The sequence below is a fragment of the Ruminococcus flavefaciens AE3010 genome (assembly GCF_000526795.1).
Taxonomy (GTDB): domain Bacteria; phylum Bacillota; class Clostridia; order Oscillospirales; family Ruminococcaceae; genus Ruminococcus; species Ruminococcus flavefaciens_D.
In genome coordinates, this window is the sequence record NZ_JAGT01000001.1 from 3297781 (window position 1) to 3315018 (window position 17238).

Below are 17238 nucleotides of genomic sequence, written 5' to 3' on the forward strand. Positions count from 1 at the left end.
ATACAGGGGGAATTGATATGAAGATACTGAATCTGCACGGCTTCATGGGCGAAGCCGATAACAAGAATTACAAGGCGCTGCGGGGGCTGATCTCGCCCGAGGATATAATATCTCCGCAGCTTAAATACATGGAGATATCACCGTCGGAGCTCCTTGAGCAGCTTTCTGCATACGTCGATGCCGATGATTTTGCATTCGTGGGACAGAGTCTGGGCGGCTGGTATGCGGATAAGCTCAGCAGGAAGTTCAAGCGTCCCTGCATACTCACAAATCCCTGCCATTTTCCCCATGAGCTGGAGCTTATAGCCGCTTCGGGAATACCTGCGGATTTTTCGGAGCAGTACCGTGTCATGTCTGTTCATGATAAGAATGAGTTGGCTTATACTCTGTGCAGTGACGGTGATACTGTTCTTCCCGACAACTATCCAAACTGCGAAAAGCTGTCGGAGCAGGTCATCAGAGTTCACGGAAGCCACAGCACGATCGAAAACGTAGGGGAGCATATTTCAAAGCTGCTCGCCGAGATACAAAGCAACAGCCGATAAAACCAAAATACACAAACAGGAGCGGCTTTATTATATGAAAAATCGTTTTTATGATCTTATTACAAACACAAGAAAAGAACGCAGACTGACAGTGGAAGATACAGAATTTATTCTTGGCTGCTGCGGGTATAAGACTGAAATGTTCGATACAAGGTTCAAAATGGGAGCTAAACGCTGGAGCAGACGCATGGAGTTCACAACTGCTCTGAAAGACAGCGGACTCAGGTATTTTGCATACATCAAATTCTATAAGCAAAACGATGCTTCCTATGCTCTTGTAGCAGGAAAGACCAAGATAACGGATTATTATCGTACAGATATCTGTTTTGCCAAGAGTGAGAAGTTCAAGGGCAAAGCCAAGAAATTCCTGAGAGATAATGATCTTGAATGGGACACTGAAAAGATCATGGTCGTTATTCCCCATGATACTCAGAACGAGCAGGAAGCCATAGACATCGAAAGGGAGATAACAGGCTTATTAGGTCTGTATTCAAGCTGAGGCGCATAAACTGATATGCACCTCTGAATATAAAAAAATAAGGGACTGCCGTCGGCAGTCCCTGTAATTTTAGTTTTTCTTCTTGGTGTTTTCAGCTTTCTCAGCTTCATCTTCGAGTATGTCAACTAACTCTTCAAGGTCAACGTCCTCGGAATCGCCATCATCATCGTCAGCAGCAGCCTTTGCAGTCTTCTTGCTGTTCTCGGAAATGAGCGAGCTGATAAATGCAACAGCAAAATAGATAACAAATATAAGAAGCTCAACAATAACGATAGTCTTTGTTGAAGCACTTGCAGCCTGACCAAGACTTGCACTTTCTGATCTTGTTGCGGGAACAAGGATATTGTAAGCGTTTGCGAACTGAACGTTCTCGTAGTAGTCGCTTGCAGTCTTTTCAGTAAGATCAACAAGGTTCTTGACTTTCTTGCTGAGCTCTGCAATGTCAGCCTCTACCTTTTCAACGTTAGCCTTTGAACTGTTCTTGTTGTTTTGAAGGGCATCGCGTCTGGAAGTATAGAAGTTTATATCCTGCTTTGCCTGTGCAAGACTTGCTTCAACAGTTACTTTCTGCTGGAACAGTAAGTCGTACTGCTCGGAATGAAGTGTGGATTCGGGATTTGTATCCTTGGTACCGTTTCCGAATACCTGGATAGTATCCTTCTGATATTTTGTGATGGAAGCATCGAGAGCTGCAAGGCGCTCTGAATACTCGCTCTTATCACGGTTGAGGTTTTCGATCATGTAATTGTAGTAAGCAAGGGCTGAATCCTTATCCTTGGTTACATTGTTTACAGAGATATATGAGGATATTCTGTCAAGATCAATACTTGTTATAGTTTTTGCGTAATCAGATAAGTCGTTGAATGTGTAACCTGTAACGCTTGAACGGAAAGATGTGTTATCGTCTTTGTTAAGATCGGCAAGGTAATTTCTTACGATTCTCAGTGAACTTCTGAAAAGATCTACCTGCTGAGCGTAATCATAGCTTTCGTATTCAAGAGCGTTCACGGCTGTACCGAGTGGCTTATTGTAGCCATACTCCTCATAGAAGTATTCGCCGTAGCATCTGAGCAGAGTGTTGAGGAAATCAACGCCTGTCTGTCTGTCAAAGCCTGCCTGAGCCAGATCGAATTTTACAGTAAACTGTGAGGGATAGTATTTTGTGTCAAGCATTGCCTGTGCAGCGGAAATGCTTCCGCTTGTGGCTTTATCCAATACGCTCTGATAAGCTGTGAGCTGATCGTAAGCTTCCTGTGGTATCTTATAATCAAAGCTCAGACTGGATCTGATACCTTCGATCCTGCTCAGATCAAGTCCCATTTCTGTAAGAGCCTTTTCAATGACTTTGGGATTCTTCATACTTTCGATCTCGAAATCTTGTCCTTTGGGGTCAAGTCCCTTTTCAATTCCCGAGTATGTAAAGCTTACCAGTGCCTTGGTAGGATATTGAGTTGAAAAAGTTTTATATGCTGAATAGCAGAATGTAAGCAGACCTGCAATAACAGCAATTACTATCCATACTGCAAGGAATTTTTTGAGTTTTTTCATTATTGCAGAAATAGAAATAATAACTTCGTCTTTATTATCATCCTGATTCTTGATCGTAACATTAAGGTTACGTTCGTTATTTTTAGCCATTTTACCCTCCGTTTTATTGTTCAGTCCTTAAATTATGGCATAACACGCCGTAATGTTCATTATATCACTAAAACAGCTTATCGTCAATAGCTTAATGTGATTTTTATTGATTCCCATTACAATAAAAGAATGATTATAAAAGCTGCTTGTATAATTATTATGAAATAAACGTCGGCTAACAAAAGAAGATAACACTTTTCAAGCAAGTGAAAAAACTAAAATGAGCAGTTGGATCACCGATTATATACCATTTGTAAAATGTTATATGGTAATATTTTGCTTATGGCGTAAGATAGAGGAGTTTATGTAAATATGACTTGTTTATTACGGGATATACAAAAAATAAATACCACAATGCAATTTCCATAATGTATATTTTTATATGCTACTTTAACAGCAAAAGGTGGCATAATTTTGTGAAAAATGCCAAAATAATCTGCTTTAAGTATTTATACCATTTTTTACACTTGCTTTTTTTTTAGTCTGATTGTATAATTATATCGTGTACTGCTATGACTATATATTGTAGAAAACATTTATTTTTATAATTTTAAACAAAAGACTTTTATAGCAGTCAATAATGTGATATATCGCTCATGCTTTTATGGCACAGAAAAAGAAATATCTGCCTTATAACATGAGCTTGAAAATGTCTTATAGGACGTTATTTGTTAAAGAAAGAAAAATGTGTATCAAATGCTTGGATGACAGGAGGAGAATTAGTTGACGAGGGGTTCTTTTGATAAGAAATTGCTTATTATCGGAGCAGGACAATATGGAATGGTAACAAAAGAGACCGCAGAATCCATGAACTGCTTTGAGCAGATAGATTTCCTTGATGATAAAAATCCAATATCTATCGGAAAGATCTCACAGTACGAAGAATTTGTTGATGAGTATAAGTATGCGATCGTTGCTATCGGAGATTCGCCGTTTCGCCTTGAATTGACAAAAAAACTGCAAAATGCCGGTTATTCCATCGCTACGGTCATTAGTCCTCTTGCATATGTCAGCAAGTCGGCAGTGATCAGTGCAGGCAGTATAATTGAAGCTATGGCAGTAGTGAATGCCAGGGCTACTATAAATGAATGCTGTTTTATTTCAGCAGGTGCTGTAGTAAACCATAATTCTATCGTAGGCAAAAGCTGCCACATTGATTGCCATGCAACAGTCAGGTCAAATGCAGTGATCAAGGATTATACAAAAGTCGAATACGGACAGGTCGCTGACTCAAATTGATAGATATAAGGAGAGTATTAACGTGTATAACAAATGTATCAAGAGATTTATCGATTTCATGCTTTCAGGTATAGGGATTATTGTTCTTGCAATTCCGATGCTGATCCTTTCGGTCCTTATTTTTATAGATGATCCGGGTCCGATCTTCTTTACACAAAAAAGAGTCGGGCTTCATAAAAAGAATTTTAAGCTTTATAAATTCCGCAGTATGAAAATGAGTACACCTCATGATATGCCTACACATTTGCTTTCAAATCCGGAGCAGTACATAACCAAAGTGGGCGGCTTCCTGCGTAAGTATAGCCTTGACGAGCTTCCTCAGATATTCAATATCTTTTCAGGCAAGATGTCGATCATAGGTCCCCGTCCTGCTCTCTGGAATCAGGATGATCTCATTGCTGAACGTGATAAGTACGGTGCGAATGATGTTAAGCCCGGACTTACAGGCTGGGCTCAGATCAATGGCCGCGATGCTATTGAGATTGAAGATAAGGCAAAGCTTGACGGCCTTTATACAAAGAAGCTCAATAAAGGCGGACTTGCTGCATTTGCATTTGATATGAAGTGCTTCTTTGGCACTATTACTTCCGTTCTTAAACACGACGGCGTTGTTGAGGGCGGTACGGGCGAAATGAAAAAAAACAAGGATAAGGTATCTGAATAATGAAGAGGATTCTTATAACGGGTGCTGGAAGTTATATAGGAACTTCCTTTGAAGAATACTTAAAAAAATGGCCTGATAAGTATGCTGTTGATACAGTCGATATGATAGACGGTACATGGAGAGATAAGGATTTTTCCGAGTATGATGTCGTTTATCATGTTGCAGGTATTGCACATTCTGATTCGGGAAAGATAAGTGAAGAAAAAGCTAAGCTCTATTACAGTGTTAATACCGATCTTACTGTTGAAACAGCAAAAAAGGCTAAAGAAGCCGGCGTTAAGCAGTTTATCTTTATGAGCAGCGCGATCGTTTACGGTGACAGTGCTCCTATCGGAAAGATGAAAATGATAACAAAGGATACGCCGGTAAAGCCTGCAAACTGTTATGGAGATAGTAAGGTGCAGGCAGAAAACGGTATAAAGAAGCTTGAAGATGACAGCTTCAAGGTCGTTATCCTCAGACCTCCTATGATCTATGGTAAAGACAGTAAGGGAAATTATCCCGTAATGGCTAAGTTCGCTCAGAAGCTTCCTGTATTCCCTTATGTTAAGAATTGCCGTTCAATGCTGTATATCGGTAATCTTATGGAGTTTGTAAGATTAATGATAGAAAATGAGGAAACAGGTACATTCTGGCCGCAGAATCCGCAGTATTCCAACACAAGTACACTTGTAAAGGGAATAGCAAAAGCACATGATAAAAACATTGTGCTTATAAAAGGATTCACCTGGGCTCTTAAAATTATGAGCCATTTTACAGGTGTGGTCAACAAGGCTTTTGGTAATCTGGCTTATGATAAGAATATGAGTTCTTATAAAGAGAATTATCAGATATATAGTCTTAGAGAAAGTATTGTGAGGACGGAGAAGTAAATGGAAAAGTATAGTGTCTTGATGTCCGTATATTATAAAGAAAAACCTGAATATCTGGATTTAAGTATAAAGAGCATATTATGTCAGACTATTAAACCGGATGAATTTATTATTGTTGAAGACGGCCCGCTTACCAATGAGCTTAATGAAGTTATAAATAGGTATTTAAATCAAAATACAGGAATTTTTAATATTATTAAGCTGAAAAAGAACGGAGGATTGGGGCATGCTCTTAACGTCGGAATAAAAGCAAGCAGAAATGAATTGATCGCAAGAATGGATTCTGATGATATATCACTTCCGGAAAGATGCGAAAAGCAACTTGAAGCTTTTAAGGCGGATCCGGAATTATCCATAGTAGGAACTCAGATTGACGAATTTATAGATAATCCTGATAATGTTGTTTCATCCAGAATTGTTCCGACTGATAATGATGGCATAATCAGATTTGCAAGACGCAGAAGCCCTTTTAATCATCCTACAGTAATGTACAGAAAATCTGATCTTTTACGCTTGAAAGGTTATCAGACGTCGGGAAGAAAAGAAGACCTGGATTTGTTCATCAGGATGGTAAATAACGGGTGTAAAGCTATCAATCTAAATGAGGCATTATTGCTTTACAGGTCAAATGAAGATAATTTGAAACGAAGAAAAACTTGGCGGAATTGTTCGGAATATATTCAGATTATGTTTGGTTTCTATCGAAAAGGATACTGTGGATTAATTGATTTGTTATATGTTACTTTTGGACAGCTTGCTCTTTTTATTACTCCTACAGGTATTACGAAAATTATTAACAAAAAGTTTTTAAGAAAATGACTAAATATTTGTAAGCGTTTTAGGCAAGAGAATAAAGGCTATCTTACCTTTTAATCATTACAAAAGGAGGAATCGGTTATTATTCGTATAAAAATTGAAAGAATTATGCTTGTTGTTTGGGCTTTAGCATTGATAACCTATTTCTTTCAAGTTCCATTTTCTTTTTTGGCTTCATTGATTGTTCCTTTGTTAGGTTTATTTATGATGTTAAGTATTGTTAACAGGAACTTAAAAATTCAAAAGATAGATGCGGTATTTGTTCTTTTGATGATATATATTTTGTTTTCTATAGTTATTTCAATGACACATGGCGTTGCATTAGCAAAAATTATTCGATTTACTTTGATAATTTCTATGATTCCACTTTTTTCATTGATAGAAATGAAAGACAAGAAAAGCTTTCAGAGAATTTTTTTGATAATTGCATGTATGAAGTCTTTTTTTATAATATATTTAGCTGTTAAGATTGTAATGGCCTATCATTTTGGAATAGGAAGCTATTGGAATATGCGGTTTCATTTTATTGAAAGCGGATTTGGCGATGTATATGTTGCATCTGGTATTCCTAAGATCCAGATACAGGGTAATGGAATATTACCGATAGCTTTTATGTTAAGTTGTTTAAATAGCAATGAGAGCTACTCGAAAGTAATGAGCGCCATTTTGCTGGCAGGTATATTATTGGCAGGAAATTTTGCCTTTTATTTAGGAATATTATTTTTCGGCTTGTATATCATGTACAAGCTGTTTAAAAGTAATAGTAAAAGAAAATGGCTTCAGTATACTAAATGCTTGATAGTGGCGGCTTTACCATTTGCTGTTTTCTTTGTTGCTTATTATGTCAGAAACCAGATCTCATTAAAATCAGGTGAATCAAATGCAATCAGAATCGAGCAGATGCAAGCGCTGATTTCTGGAAACTGGATTATTGGAAATGGTTTAGGCAGCAGCGTAGATTATGTTGGAAAATTTAGAGATTATACGGGCGATATTTATTTTGAATTACAAACGCTGTATGTTTTTTTTCAAATTGGATTAGTTGGAATTGTATTGTTTTTTTTATGTATGTTCCTGCGATTTAATAAAAAAAGAAAAGAATGCTTGATACTGTTTTTGATTTATCTTACATACACTTTCTGGAATCCATATTGTTTTGATACTACTGAAATGATGGCTATTGTCTTGATTATGAATATGACTAACAGTAATAAAGCATCATATCTTATTCACAATATTTTGTATGGAAAGGGTTGCTAATAAATGAGAATTATTTCAATTATAACTTTATTCAATCCCGGGGAAACAGTAATTGAAAATGTAAGACGTGTTTCTGAACAATCGGATTTAACTATTCTTGTTGATAACTCTAATAAAAATAATAGTGAATTAATTGGTTCATTATCTAATGTTAAATATATTGCAAATTTGAAAAATTTAGGATTATCAATGGCTTTTAATAAAGTGCTTAAAGAAAAAAAATACGAATGGAATGAAGACGATTTTGTTCTGTTTTTTGATCAGGACTCAAAGATAAAGCCTAATCATGTTAAATGTTTAATTGATAAGTTCAATTATGTAAGATCCAAGGGGGTTAATGTTGGCTGCATAGGCCCCGTATATTATAACACCAGTAATAATACAGTTGAAATTCCAAAAATAAAAAATGATTTGAATAATGAGGATATGATTGTCAGCAGTATAATTACATCTTCTATGTTGACTACATATGGAATACTTAAGAAAATAGGTTTTTGGAATGAAGAGATATTCCTTGATATGGCAGACTGGGATTTATGCTGGAGGTTAATGAAATACAATTATAAGTGTGTTATGACTAAAGCTGTAGTCCTTGAACATTCATTAGGTGAAGGCGAAAAGAAATTGTTGTTTTTTTCTCTGCGTATTGGAAAACCGTTTAGGGAATATTATCAGATAAGAGATTGTCAGTATCTTCTTGAAAAAGATTATATCCCGACAAAATATCGAATTCGTTTTCATTTGATTTTAACTTTACGTTCACTACTTCATTTACTTTTTCTGAATGACAGAAAGGAACGTATTAAATACATGAAAATGGGATATAAAGATTATAAAAAGAGAGTACGTGGCGAAATTAGAACTAAATCTGTTTAAAATTACTGATATAATAACATCAACAAATTTTTATAGCTTTATTTGTTAAATTGACATTTTTATTATTAGATTATGAAAGGAGCGCCGATTTATTCGGTAAAAAGGAATGGGTAAGGAAATAAAAGATTTAAAGGATATTCAAGCATTGTCTTTGACCGTGTTGAAAAGATTTGATGAAATATGCCAGAAGAATGGTTTTAAGTATTTTTTGGCATATGGTACCTTGATTGGCGCGATACGTCATAATGGCTTTATTCCTTGGGATGATGATATTGATGTTATGATGCCAAGAAAAGATTTTAACAGATTCATTGCATATGCTGAGAAGCATAAAAAGGAACTTTATCCTTTAAAATTGCATAACAGACGTAATACCGAGAACTATTACTATGGAATCCCAAGATTTTCTGATATGAAATATCAGTATACTGTAATAGATAATTATGAAAAAGGCTTTGACATAGGAGTATTTATTGATATTTATCCACTGGATAATTTTGGCAATAATAGAGAAGATGCAGAAAGACTTTTTAAAAAATGTCGCCAAATGAATCGTGAATTTGATTGGTATGTTAATACAATATCTAAAGTCTCATTCATTCGGACATTGGTTAGAAAAACAATGCATTGTCTTATGCATATTAAATATAAAAAAGACTATAAAAATGAAATCGATAAAAGAATTGAAAAGTATATTTTAAATAATACTTCTGAAGATGACAAATATATCGGAGTTGTGTTATGGGCATCAAAAATATGGCAATATGATAAAAGTAAATTACAGGGATTAAAGACAGTTCGCCATAAATTTGAGGATTATGAGTTTAATATTCCGGCAGCATATGATTATATGCTAAAAAAAGGTTATGGAGATTATATGCAGCTGCCAAAAGAAGAAGATCGTCACCCATATCATAATTATCGAATTCAAGTTAGAGATAATCTTGAAAATAATATTTCTGATTAATTATTTTAGATGATAAGGAAGTATCATGCTATAAAGGCAAAAGATTACAAGAAATTTGTGGAATAGTTCGCGCGTTTGGTCGGTAAACAATTCTTTATAAACAGATTCAATAAGCATAAGCGCTTTTCTTGGGAAGAGAGTGAGTATATAGGAACCCCTTGCTGGATCAGAGATATTTTTAAAAAGGAAGATTTCGACGAGGCGATTCGTGCGCCATTTGAAGATACAGAGGTATGGATCCCCAAAAACTATGATTCCATACTCAGAATGGCTTACGGCGATTATATGAAGCTTCCTCCGGAAGATAAGAGAGTTCCGCATCATGATTATTCTGCTTATAGAAAAGTAAACTAAATTTTTAAAAGAGGTGTTTTTTATGAGTGAAAAAAAATATCACGTAGGTTATACCTGCGGTGTCTTTGATTTATTCCATGTCGGACATTTGAATCTTCTTGAAAGATGTAAAGAGATGTGCGATATTCTCATAGTCGGCGTCTGTGATGATGATTATGTTCATGATATAAAGAATAAGGAGCCTATGATCCCGGATACCGATCGTGTCAGAATTTTGAATGCTTTAAAATGTGTGGATAAAGCAGAGCTTGTTGATATTGCAACCACAGATGATAAGATGCTTGCTTATGAGCGTTTCCACTTTGATGTTTTATTCTCAGGAGATGACTGGAAAGGCTCAGAGCGTTACTTAAGAACTGAAAAGCAGTTTGAGACTGTTGGTGCAAAAATTGAATATCTCCCATATACAAAAGGTGTTTCGACCACAGAATTAAAGAATAAAATGAAGAAATAAGGAGTTAGTGCGATGAAAGGTATAATTCTTGCCGGAGGCTCCGGCACAAGACTTTACCCATTGACAATGGTAACATCGAAGCAGCTGCTTCCTGTATATGACAAGCCAATGGTATACTATCCTCTGTCAACACTAATGCTGGCAGGCATCAAGGATATTCTTATTATCTCAACACCTACTGACCTTCCTAATTTTGAGAGACTTCTCGGAGACGGTTCTCAGTACGGTATCAACCTAAGCTACAAGGTACAGCCCAGTCCTGACGGACTTGCTCAGGCATTCATTCTTGGTGAAGAGTTCATTGGCGATGACGCTTGTGCAATGGTTCTCGGCGACAATATCTTCTACGGCAACGGATTCGGTACTATCCTTCGTGACGCCAAGAAGAATGCAGAAGAGAATGCCCGTGCAACAGTATTCGGCTATTATGTTCCCGATCCCGAGCGCTTTGGAGTAGTTGATTTCGACAAAGACGGACACGCTCTCTCAATTGAAGAGAAGCCTGCAAATCCAAAGAGCAATTATGCAGTAACAGGTCTTTACTTCTATCCCGCAGGCGTAAGTGCTCGTGCAAATCAGGTAAAGCCCTCTGCTCGTGGAGAGCTTGAGATCACGACCCTCAATGAGATGTATCTCCATGATAATCTCCTCGATGTTCAGCTTCTCGGACGCGGTTTTGCTTGGCTCGACACAGGTACGATGGACAGCCTTGCAGAAGCTACAAACTTCGTACAGATGGTTCAGAATCGTCAGGGAATTGAGATCTCGGCTCCCGAGGAGATAGCATTTATCAATGGCTGGATCGACAATGCAGGACTTATGAAGTCTGCTGAAAAGTATGGCAAGTCGCCTTACGGTGCTCATCTTAAAAAAGTTGCAGAAGGTAAAATAAAGTATTAAGGAGAAAAGATAATGACAATTTTTGTTACAGGCGGAGCCGGCTTCATAGGCTCAAATTTCGTATTCCACATGCTTGAAACATATCCTGACTACCGTATCGTATGTCTGGACAAGCTTACATATGCAGGCAATCTCTCAACACTGGAGCCTGTTATGAAGAATCCTAACTTCCGTTTCGTGAAGATAGATATCTGCGACAGAGAGGCTATCTACAAGCTCTTCGAGGAAGAGAAGCCTGATATCGTAGTAAACTTCGCAGCAGAGTCACACGTTGACCGCTCTATCGAGAACCCCGAGATATTCCTCCAGACCAATATCCTCGGCACACAGGTCCTTATGGACGCTTGCCGCAAGTACGGTATCCAGAGATATCATCAGGTATCCACAGACGAGGTTTACGGAGATCTTCCTCTTGATCGTCCCGACCTTTTCTTTACAGAGACTACACCTATCCATACAAGCAGTCCCTACAGCTCATCAAAGGCAGGAGCAGATCTGCTCGTAATGGCATACAATCGCACATACGGACTTCCTGTAACAATTTCACGTTGTTCAAATAACTATGGTCCTTATCACTTCCCCGAGAAGCTCATTCCTCTCATGATAGCTAACGCTCTCGCAGACAAGCCTCTCCCTGTATACGGTGAAGGACTTAACGTAAGAGACTGGCTCTATGTTGAGGATCACTGCCGTGCTATCGACCTTATTATCCATAAGGGCAGAGTAGGTGAGGTCTACAACGTTGGCGGTCACAACGAGATGAAGAACATCGACATCGTTAAGCTTATCTGCAAGGAGCTCGGCAAGCCCGAGAGCCTTATCACACACGTTGAGGACAGAAAGGGACATGATATGCGCTATGCTATCGATCCTACAAAGATCCACAACGAACTCGGCTGGCTGCCCGAGACAAAGTTCGAGGACGGCATCAAGAAGACTATCAAGTGGTATCTTGAAAACCGCGAGTGGTGGGAGACTATCATCAGCGGCGAGTACCAGAACTACTATGAGAAAATGTACGGCAATCGTGCAGAGGTCTAATATTATTTTATAAAAACAGGTGTATCTATGAGTGAAAAGACTAAATCGCTCTCAAAAGGCGGTTTATTTTACCTGATGTATCAGGTGCTTAATCTTGCATTTCCGTTAATTACAGGAATATACGTTACGCATGTATTGCTGCCTGATACAATAGGTACAGTTGCAGCTGCGCAAAACTTAGCGAACTATTTTGTTATTTTTTCATTTCTTGGAATACCTACATATGGTATAAGAGAAATTGCCAAGTATAGAAATAATAAAGATGAGCGAAGTAAGGTCTATTCTGAATTATTTGTAATTAATTCCATTTCGACTACGATTTTTCTGTTGGTCTATGTCGGATTAATACTAATTGTACCAACATATCGGGAAAACCTGGTTTTATATTTAATAACAGGAATTTCAATAGCATTAAACTTTTTCAATATTTCATGGCTCTTTGAAGGCATGGAAGATTTTCAGTTTATTTCTATACGTAATCTGATCTTTAAGATAATATCATTTGTTTTCCTTGTTATATTTGTAAGATCAAAAAATGACTATCTCTGGTTTGCTTTAGTAACAGTTGTCGGAACAGCAGGAAACTACATAGTCAATATGCTGTGTACAAAGAAATATGTTAAATTCAGTGTAAGTGGTCTGAATTTAAAAAGACATATGAGCTCCATCATTTACTTAGTAGCAGTAAATCTTGCTATTGAGATATATTCATTAATGGATATTACGATGATGAATTTTGTATGTAAAAAAGACAGTATTACATTTTATAAGTATGGACATGCTGTAGAATTAATGCTTCTTCAGGTCGTTAATACATTTACCATCGTATTGATACCGCGTATTTCGGCTTATTATAAGGAAAACAAAATATCCGAGTTCAACAGGCTGATCTCAAAGGGATTCAAGCTGATCTTCCTTTTTGCTGTTCCAATGATAATCGGTACTTTCTTTACAGCAGATTTTCTTATGGTAAAGCTGTATGGCAGTGAGTATATCGTTTCATCATATATCCTGAAGCTTTTTGTCGGTCTTCTTTTAGTTTCTCCCATTGGCTATTTGTTAGGCTCAAGAGTATTACTGGTGACCGGCAATGAGAAGAAGATGCTGATAAGCGTTGGTATCGGTGCATTGGTAAATCTGATCGGCAACTGGATATTGATACCTCAACTGTATGAATATGGTGCAACAATAGCATCGCTTACAAGTGAAGTTGTTGTTATGGTAATATATATATGTTTAGGCAAAAAGTATTTCAAGCTGGAAAATGTTATCCCAACTATTATCAGGATCATTGCTGCGGGCATAGTAATGAGCGCTGCACTTTGGGCTTGTGAGTTATTGGAAACTGGCTGGATCAAGCTGATAATTCAGGTTGCAGCAGGAGGCTTGTCATATGCTGTATCATTGATCGTGTTGAGAGAAGAAATAGTAATGAGCTATTTAAAGGTCATGATCGCAAAGTTGAAAAAAAGAGGTGTTAAAGAGACATGAAAGCATTCGTTACAGGTGTGGGCGGACAGCTCGGCTACGATGTTGTCAATGAACTGAAGAAACGCGGATATACTGCGATAGGAAGCGATATTCTTGATGAGACTGCCGCTGATTGCGAGTATATCAAGCTGGATATAACCGATGCAAACGCAGTTGAAAAGACTATCTCGGAGGTAAAGCCCGATGTGGTTATCCACTGTGCAGCTTGGACTGCTGTTGATGCTGCCGAGGACGAGGAGAATCAGACCAAGGTAAAGGCTATCAATGTTGACGGAACTCAGAATATCGCAAGCGTCTGCAAAAAGCTTGACTGCAAGATGATATATATTTCCACTGACTATATTTTCAACGGTCAGGGAACTGAGCCTTGGCAGCCTGACTGCAAGGACTATGCTCCCCAGAATGTTTACGGACAGTCAAAGCTTGACGGCGAGCTTGCAGTATCCAATACTCTCGACAAGTACTTCATTGTACGTATCGCATGGGTATTCGGAGTGAACGGCAAGAACTTCATAAAGACTATGATAAATGTAGGCAAGACTCACGACGAGGTTCGCGTAGTTTCGGACCAGATAGGAACTCCGACTTATACGTTCGACCTTGCAAGACTTCTTGTTGATATGGCGGAGACTGAGAAGTACGGCTACTATCATGCTACAAATGAGGGCGGCTATATCTCATGGTACGACTTTACAGTTGAGATATACAAGCAGGCAGGAATGTCTACAAAGGTAACACCTGTCACAACTGCCGAGTACGGACTTTCCAAGGCTGCAAGACCTTTCAACAGCAGACTTGATAAGTCAAAGCTCGTCCAAAACGGTTTCAAGCCGCTTCCTACATGGCAGGACGCATTATCAAGATATTTAAAGGAGATTCAGTAATATGGGACAGATAACAGTAGAGAAAAATGTCGGCGGCATCGAGGGACTTTGCGTAATTACTCCCGCAGTTCACGGTGATAACCGCGGCTATTTCATGGAGACATACAGCCAGCGCGACATGGAAGAAGCAGGCATAAATATCGTATTCGTACAGGACAACCAGTCCTGCTCGACAAAGGGAGTTCTTCGCGGACTTCATTTCCAGAAGCAGTTCCCGCAGACAAAGCTTGTTCGTGCTATCAAGGGAAGAGTATTCGACGTAGCAGTTGACCTCAGAAGCGGAAGTGCTACTTACGGAAAGTGGTACGGTGTAGAGCTCACAGAGGAGAACAAGAAGCAGTTCCTTATCCCTAAGGGCTTTGCACATGGTTTCCTTGTGCTTACTGATGTGGCAGAGTTCTGCTACAAGTGTGACGACTTCTATCATGCAAATGATGAAGGCGGTCTTGCGTGGAACGATCCTGCTATCGGTATAAAGTGGCCTGAGCTTGTTGGTGAGTACAAGGGCTCTGCCGACAGCGAGGGATATACACTTGAAGATGGTACCCCCCTCAATCTTTCTGATAAGGATAAGAAGTGGGAGACACTGGAAAACACTTTTAAATTCTGATTTATCACAGCCTCTTTTCAGAGGCTGTATTTATAATAATACTATTAACAGGAGATGTTTAAATGGCAGCAATTTTACTCGCAGGCGGAGCAGGCTACATCGGCTCCCACACAGCAGTTGAGCTTTTAAATGCAGGCTATGATGTAGTAGTTGCGGACAACTACTCAAACAGCAGCCCTGAGTCTATTAAGCGCGTTGAGAAGATAACAGGCAAGTCCGTTAAGCTTTATGAGCTTGACATCAAGGATAATGCAAAGCTTGCAGAGGTCTTCAAGGAGAACAGGATCGATGCGGTCATTCACTTCGCAGGACTCAAAGCTGTCGGCGAATCCGTACAGAAGCCTGTAATGTACTACCGCAACAACATTGACACAACACTGGCTCTGCTCGAGACAATGGAGCAGTTCGGCGTTAAGAACATCATTTTCAGTTCCTCGGCAACTGTATACGGAGAAGCTAATCCTGTTCCGTATTTTGAGACGATGCCCCGTGGAGCCTGCACAAATCCATACGGCTGGACCAAGTCCATGATGGAGCAGATATTTGAGGACGCAGCAAAGGCTGATAAGGAGCTCTCTGTAATACTTCTCCGTTACTTCAATCCTATCGGAGCTCATGAAAGCGGAATGATAGGCGAGGACCCTCAGGGTATCCCAAACAATCTTATGCCTTATGTATCACAGGTGGCAGTTGGCAAGCGCGAGTGCCTGACTATTTTTGGCAACGACTATCCGACTGCTGACGGTACCTGCACCCGTGACTACATTCACGTTGTAGACCTTGCCAAGGGACACGTAAAGGCTATTGACTATATCCTTGCTAACAATTGCGTTGAGATATTCAATCTCGGTACAGGAACACCCTACAGCGTAACAGAGATCGTTGACACCTTTGAGAAGGTAAACGGCATAAAGGTAAACCATGTTTACGGACCAAGACGTGCAGGTGACCTTGCAGAGTGCTATGCAAACGCTGATAAGGCTCTGAAAGTCCTCGGCTGGAAGACTGAGAAGACACTTGAGGACATGTGCCGCGACTCATGGAACTGGCAGAAGAACAATCCTGACGGATATAAATAATAATGCCATTCGGCTATGATGGCAGCTCATATAAGCATTAAGCGCAGCTCACTGAGCTGCGCTTGCTTTTTTGGATTCGTTTTATACATAAACAGCTTCTCGTCAGTCTTTCCTTTCGAGTATAAGCTTGATATGAGTATGGTCTTTGAGCTCAAAGCCGAAATCCTTTCGTATCTGCCATGAAGTATAGGGAAGTGTGAACACGTCCTTGTACACAGGTATGTAGGAATCGGGGATTCTTTTTATGAGTTCCTCGGTGAAAAAAGGGAAGTAGTTTTCGTGCACTTCTCTGTCCCAGTTCTGTGTGTATTTATATTTCAGCAGGAAATGTACAAGCTGACGCTGAGTTTCGACCCTGCCCCAGACCTGCTCAAAGCTCTCCAGCCATTCTGCGCAGCTGCTGTTTCTTATGACTCGGAGCTGTTCCTGTCTTACAGGGATATCATCTGCCTGAGCATATGACATATCACGTATAGTGACATACTTGAAACCGCTGCCGAAAACTCTGTCCCAGAATATGTCTATGTCCTTTTCGTCACAGTAGGAGTAGACCTCATGTATGGTGCTTGAAATGTTGATAAGGCTGTCCTCAAAGGGGATATCTATCCTGTCCCAGTCGTCGTAGAATTTTGAGTCGGGAACATTTTGGCGTGCGGCTTCTATCATCTCGCGGCTTATGTCATAGCCTGCATACTCGTAATCAGGGAACATGGGCTTCATAGCTTTGATGAGCTCGCCGTTTGCGCAGCCGAAATCAAGGACATACTTAAAGGGCTCAAAGACCTTGTCCATGAAGAACATCTTATCCAGTATCGAGCGCTGCATTCTTGTCAGGTAAATATTCAGGTCGGAAATTCTGTTCATATCTGTATCCATGCTGTTATCCTCCGTTCGCAAATTGAGATCAAAGTATCAGGTCTGCATTTTTATTCCATATCAATTATAGCATTTTTCAGCAGGCTTGTAAATGTTTTTTCGCTCATGTGAACGCTCCCTGTGAAGCACAGTATATAAATTCACAATTTTTTTATAGAAATCTGTTTTATAGT

The 17238-nt window shown here is 39.0% G+C and carries 19 protein-coding genes; 17 read left to right on the forward strand and 2 right to left on the reverse strand.

Annotated features, from left to right (window positions below; genetic code table 11):
• Positions 1-17: 17 nt before the first annotated feature.
• Complete coding sequence (locus N774_RS18450; RefSeq protein ID WP_024861938.1) at positions 18-545, forward strand: YqiA/YcfP family alpha/beta fold hydrolase; 528 nt, start codon at positions 18-20, stop codon at positions 543-545.
• Positions 546-579: 34 nt separating this feature from the next.
• Positions 580-1044 (forward strand): hypothetical protein, encoded by a 465-nt coding sequence (locus tag N774_RS18455; RefSeq protein ID WP_024861939.1) that lies wholly within the window; start codon positions 580-582, stop codon positions 1042-1044.
• A gap of 69 nt (positions 1045-1113) precedes the next feature.
• On the opposite strand, the gene N774_RS0114580 is transcribed toward N774_RS18455, so the two are convergent.
• Positions 1114-2682, reverse strand: a complete 1569-nt coding sequence (locus N774_RS0114580; RefSeq protein WP_024861940.1) for a hypothetical protein — start codon at positions 2680-2682, stop codon at positions 1114-1116.
• Positions 2683-3432: 750 nt separating this feature from the next.
• On the opposite strand from N774_RS0114580, the gene N774_RS0114585 reads away from it, so the two are divergent.
• The 15 genes from N774_RS0114585 to galE all read left to right on the forward strand — a co-directional run bounded on the left by N774_RS0114585 (position 3433) and on the right by galE (position 16189).
• Entirely contained in the window at positions 3433-3921 is a 489-nt protein-coding gene (locus N774_RS0114585; RefSeq protein ID WP_278245177.1) for a hypothetical protein, read from the forward strand.
• 22 nt (positions 3922-3943) lie between these two features.
• Positions 3944-4585, forward strand: coding sequence for a sugar transferase (locus N774_RS0114590; RefSeq protein WP_024861942.1), 642 nt, complete (start codon positions 3944-3946; stop codon positions 4583-4585).
• Positions 4585-5457 carry an NAD-dependent epimerase/dehydratase family protein gene (locus tag N774_RS0114595; RefSeq protein ID WP_024861943.1) on the forward strand — a complete coding sequence of 291 codons (873 nt, stop codon included), beginning with the start codon at positions 4585-4587 and terminating at the stop codon, positions 5455-5457. Before N774_RS0114590 ends, N774_RS0114595 begins: the two co-directional genes overlap by 1 nt.
• Positions 5458-6276 (forward strand): glycosyltransferase, encoded by an 819-nt coding sequence (locus tag N774_RS0114600; RefSeq protein WP_024861944.1) that lies wholly within the window; start codon positions 5458-5460, stop codon positions 6274-6276.
• Positions 6277-6381: 105 nt separating this feature from the next.
• Positions 6382-7533: a hypothetical protein gene (locus N774_RS0114605; protein ID WP_024861945.1), complete on the forward strand. Its 1152-nt coding sequence runs from the start codon at positions 6382-6384 to the stop codon at positions 7531-7533.
• 3 nt (positions 7534-7536) lie between these two features.
• Entirely contained in the window at positions 7537-8409 is an 873-nt protein-coding gene (locus tag N774_RS0114610; protein ID WP_024861946.1) for a glycosyltransferase, read from the forward strand.
• A gap of 106 nt (positions 8410-8515) precedes the next feature.
• Positions 8516-9376 (forward strand): LicD family protein, encoded by an 861-nt coding sequence (locus N774_RS0114615; protein ID WP_024861947.1) that lies wholly within the window; start codon positions 8516-8518, stop codon positions 9374-9376.
• 75 nt (positions 9377-9451) lie between these two features.
• Positions 9452-9730: a LicD family protein gene (locus tag N774_RS18980; RefSeq protein ID WP_080770516.1), complete on the forward strand. Its 279-nt coding sequence runs from the start codon at positions 9452-9454 to the stop codon at positions 9728-9730.
• Positions 9731-9752: 22 nt separating this feature from the next.
• Positions 9753-10184, forward strand: a complete 432-nt coding sequence (locus tag N774_RS0114625) for an adenylyltransferase/cytidyltransferase family protein (protein ID WP_024861949.1) — start codon at positions 9753-9755, stop codon at positions 10182-10184.
• Positions 10185-10196: 12 nt separating this feature from the next.
• Entirely contained in the window at positions 10197-11084 is an 888-nt protein-coding gene (gene rfbA, locus N774_RS0114630) for a glucose-1-phosphate thymidylyltransferase RfbA (RefSeq protein WP_024861950.1), read from the forward strand.
• A 12-nt stretch (positions 11085-11096) separates the two neighbouring features.
• Positions 11097-12125, forward strand: a complete 1029-nt coding sequence (gene rfbB / locus N774_RS0114635; protein ID WP_024861951.1) for a dTDP-glucose 4,6-dehydratase — start codon at positions 11097-11099, stop codon at positions 12123-12125.
• Positions 12126-12152: 27 nt separating this feature from the next.
• Positions 12153-13616 (forward strand): flippase, encoded by a 1464-nt coding sequence (locus N774_RS0114640; RefSeq protein ID WP_024861952.1) that lies wholly within the window; start codon positions 12153-12155, stop codon positions 13614-13616.
• The gene (rfbD, locus tag N774_RS0114645) at positions 13613-14500 is read left to right on the forward strand and encodes a dTDP-4-dehydrorhamnose reductase (protein ID WP_024861953.1); all 888 of its coding nucleotides are present in this window, start codon (positions 13613-13615) and stop codon (positions 14498-14500) included. The genes N774_RS0114640 and rfbD overlap by 4 nt, the downstream gene beginning before the upstream one ends.
• Position 14501: 1 nt before the next feature.
• Positions 14502-15110, forward strand: coding sequence for a dTDP-4-dehydrorhamnose 3,5-epimerase (gene rfbC, locus N774_RS0114650; protein WP_024861954.1), 609 nt, complete (start codon positions 14502-14504; stop codon positions 15108-15110).
• Between the two features lie 62 nt (positions 15111-15172).
• Entirely contained in the window at positions 15173-16189 is a 1017-nt protein-coding gene (gene galE / locus N774_RS0114655) for a UDP-glucose 4-epimerase GalE (RefSeq protein ID WP_024861955.1), read from the forward strand.
• A gap of 102 nt (positions 16190-16291) precedes the next feature.
• Here galE and N774_RS0114660 read toward each other — a convergent pair whose 3' ends face one another.
• On the reverse strand, positions 16292-17065 hold the full coding sequence (locus N774_RS0114660; protein WP_024861956.1) for a class I SAM-dependent methyltransferase: 774 nt from the start codon (positions 17063-17065) through the stop codon (positions 16292-16294).
• Positions 17066-17238 lie beyond the last annotated feature (173 nt).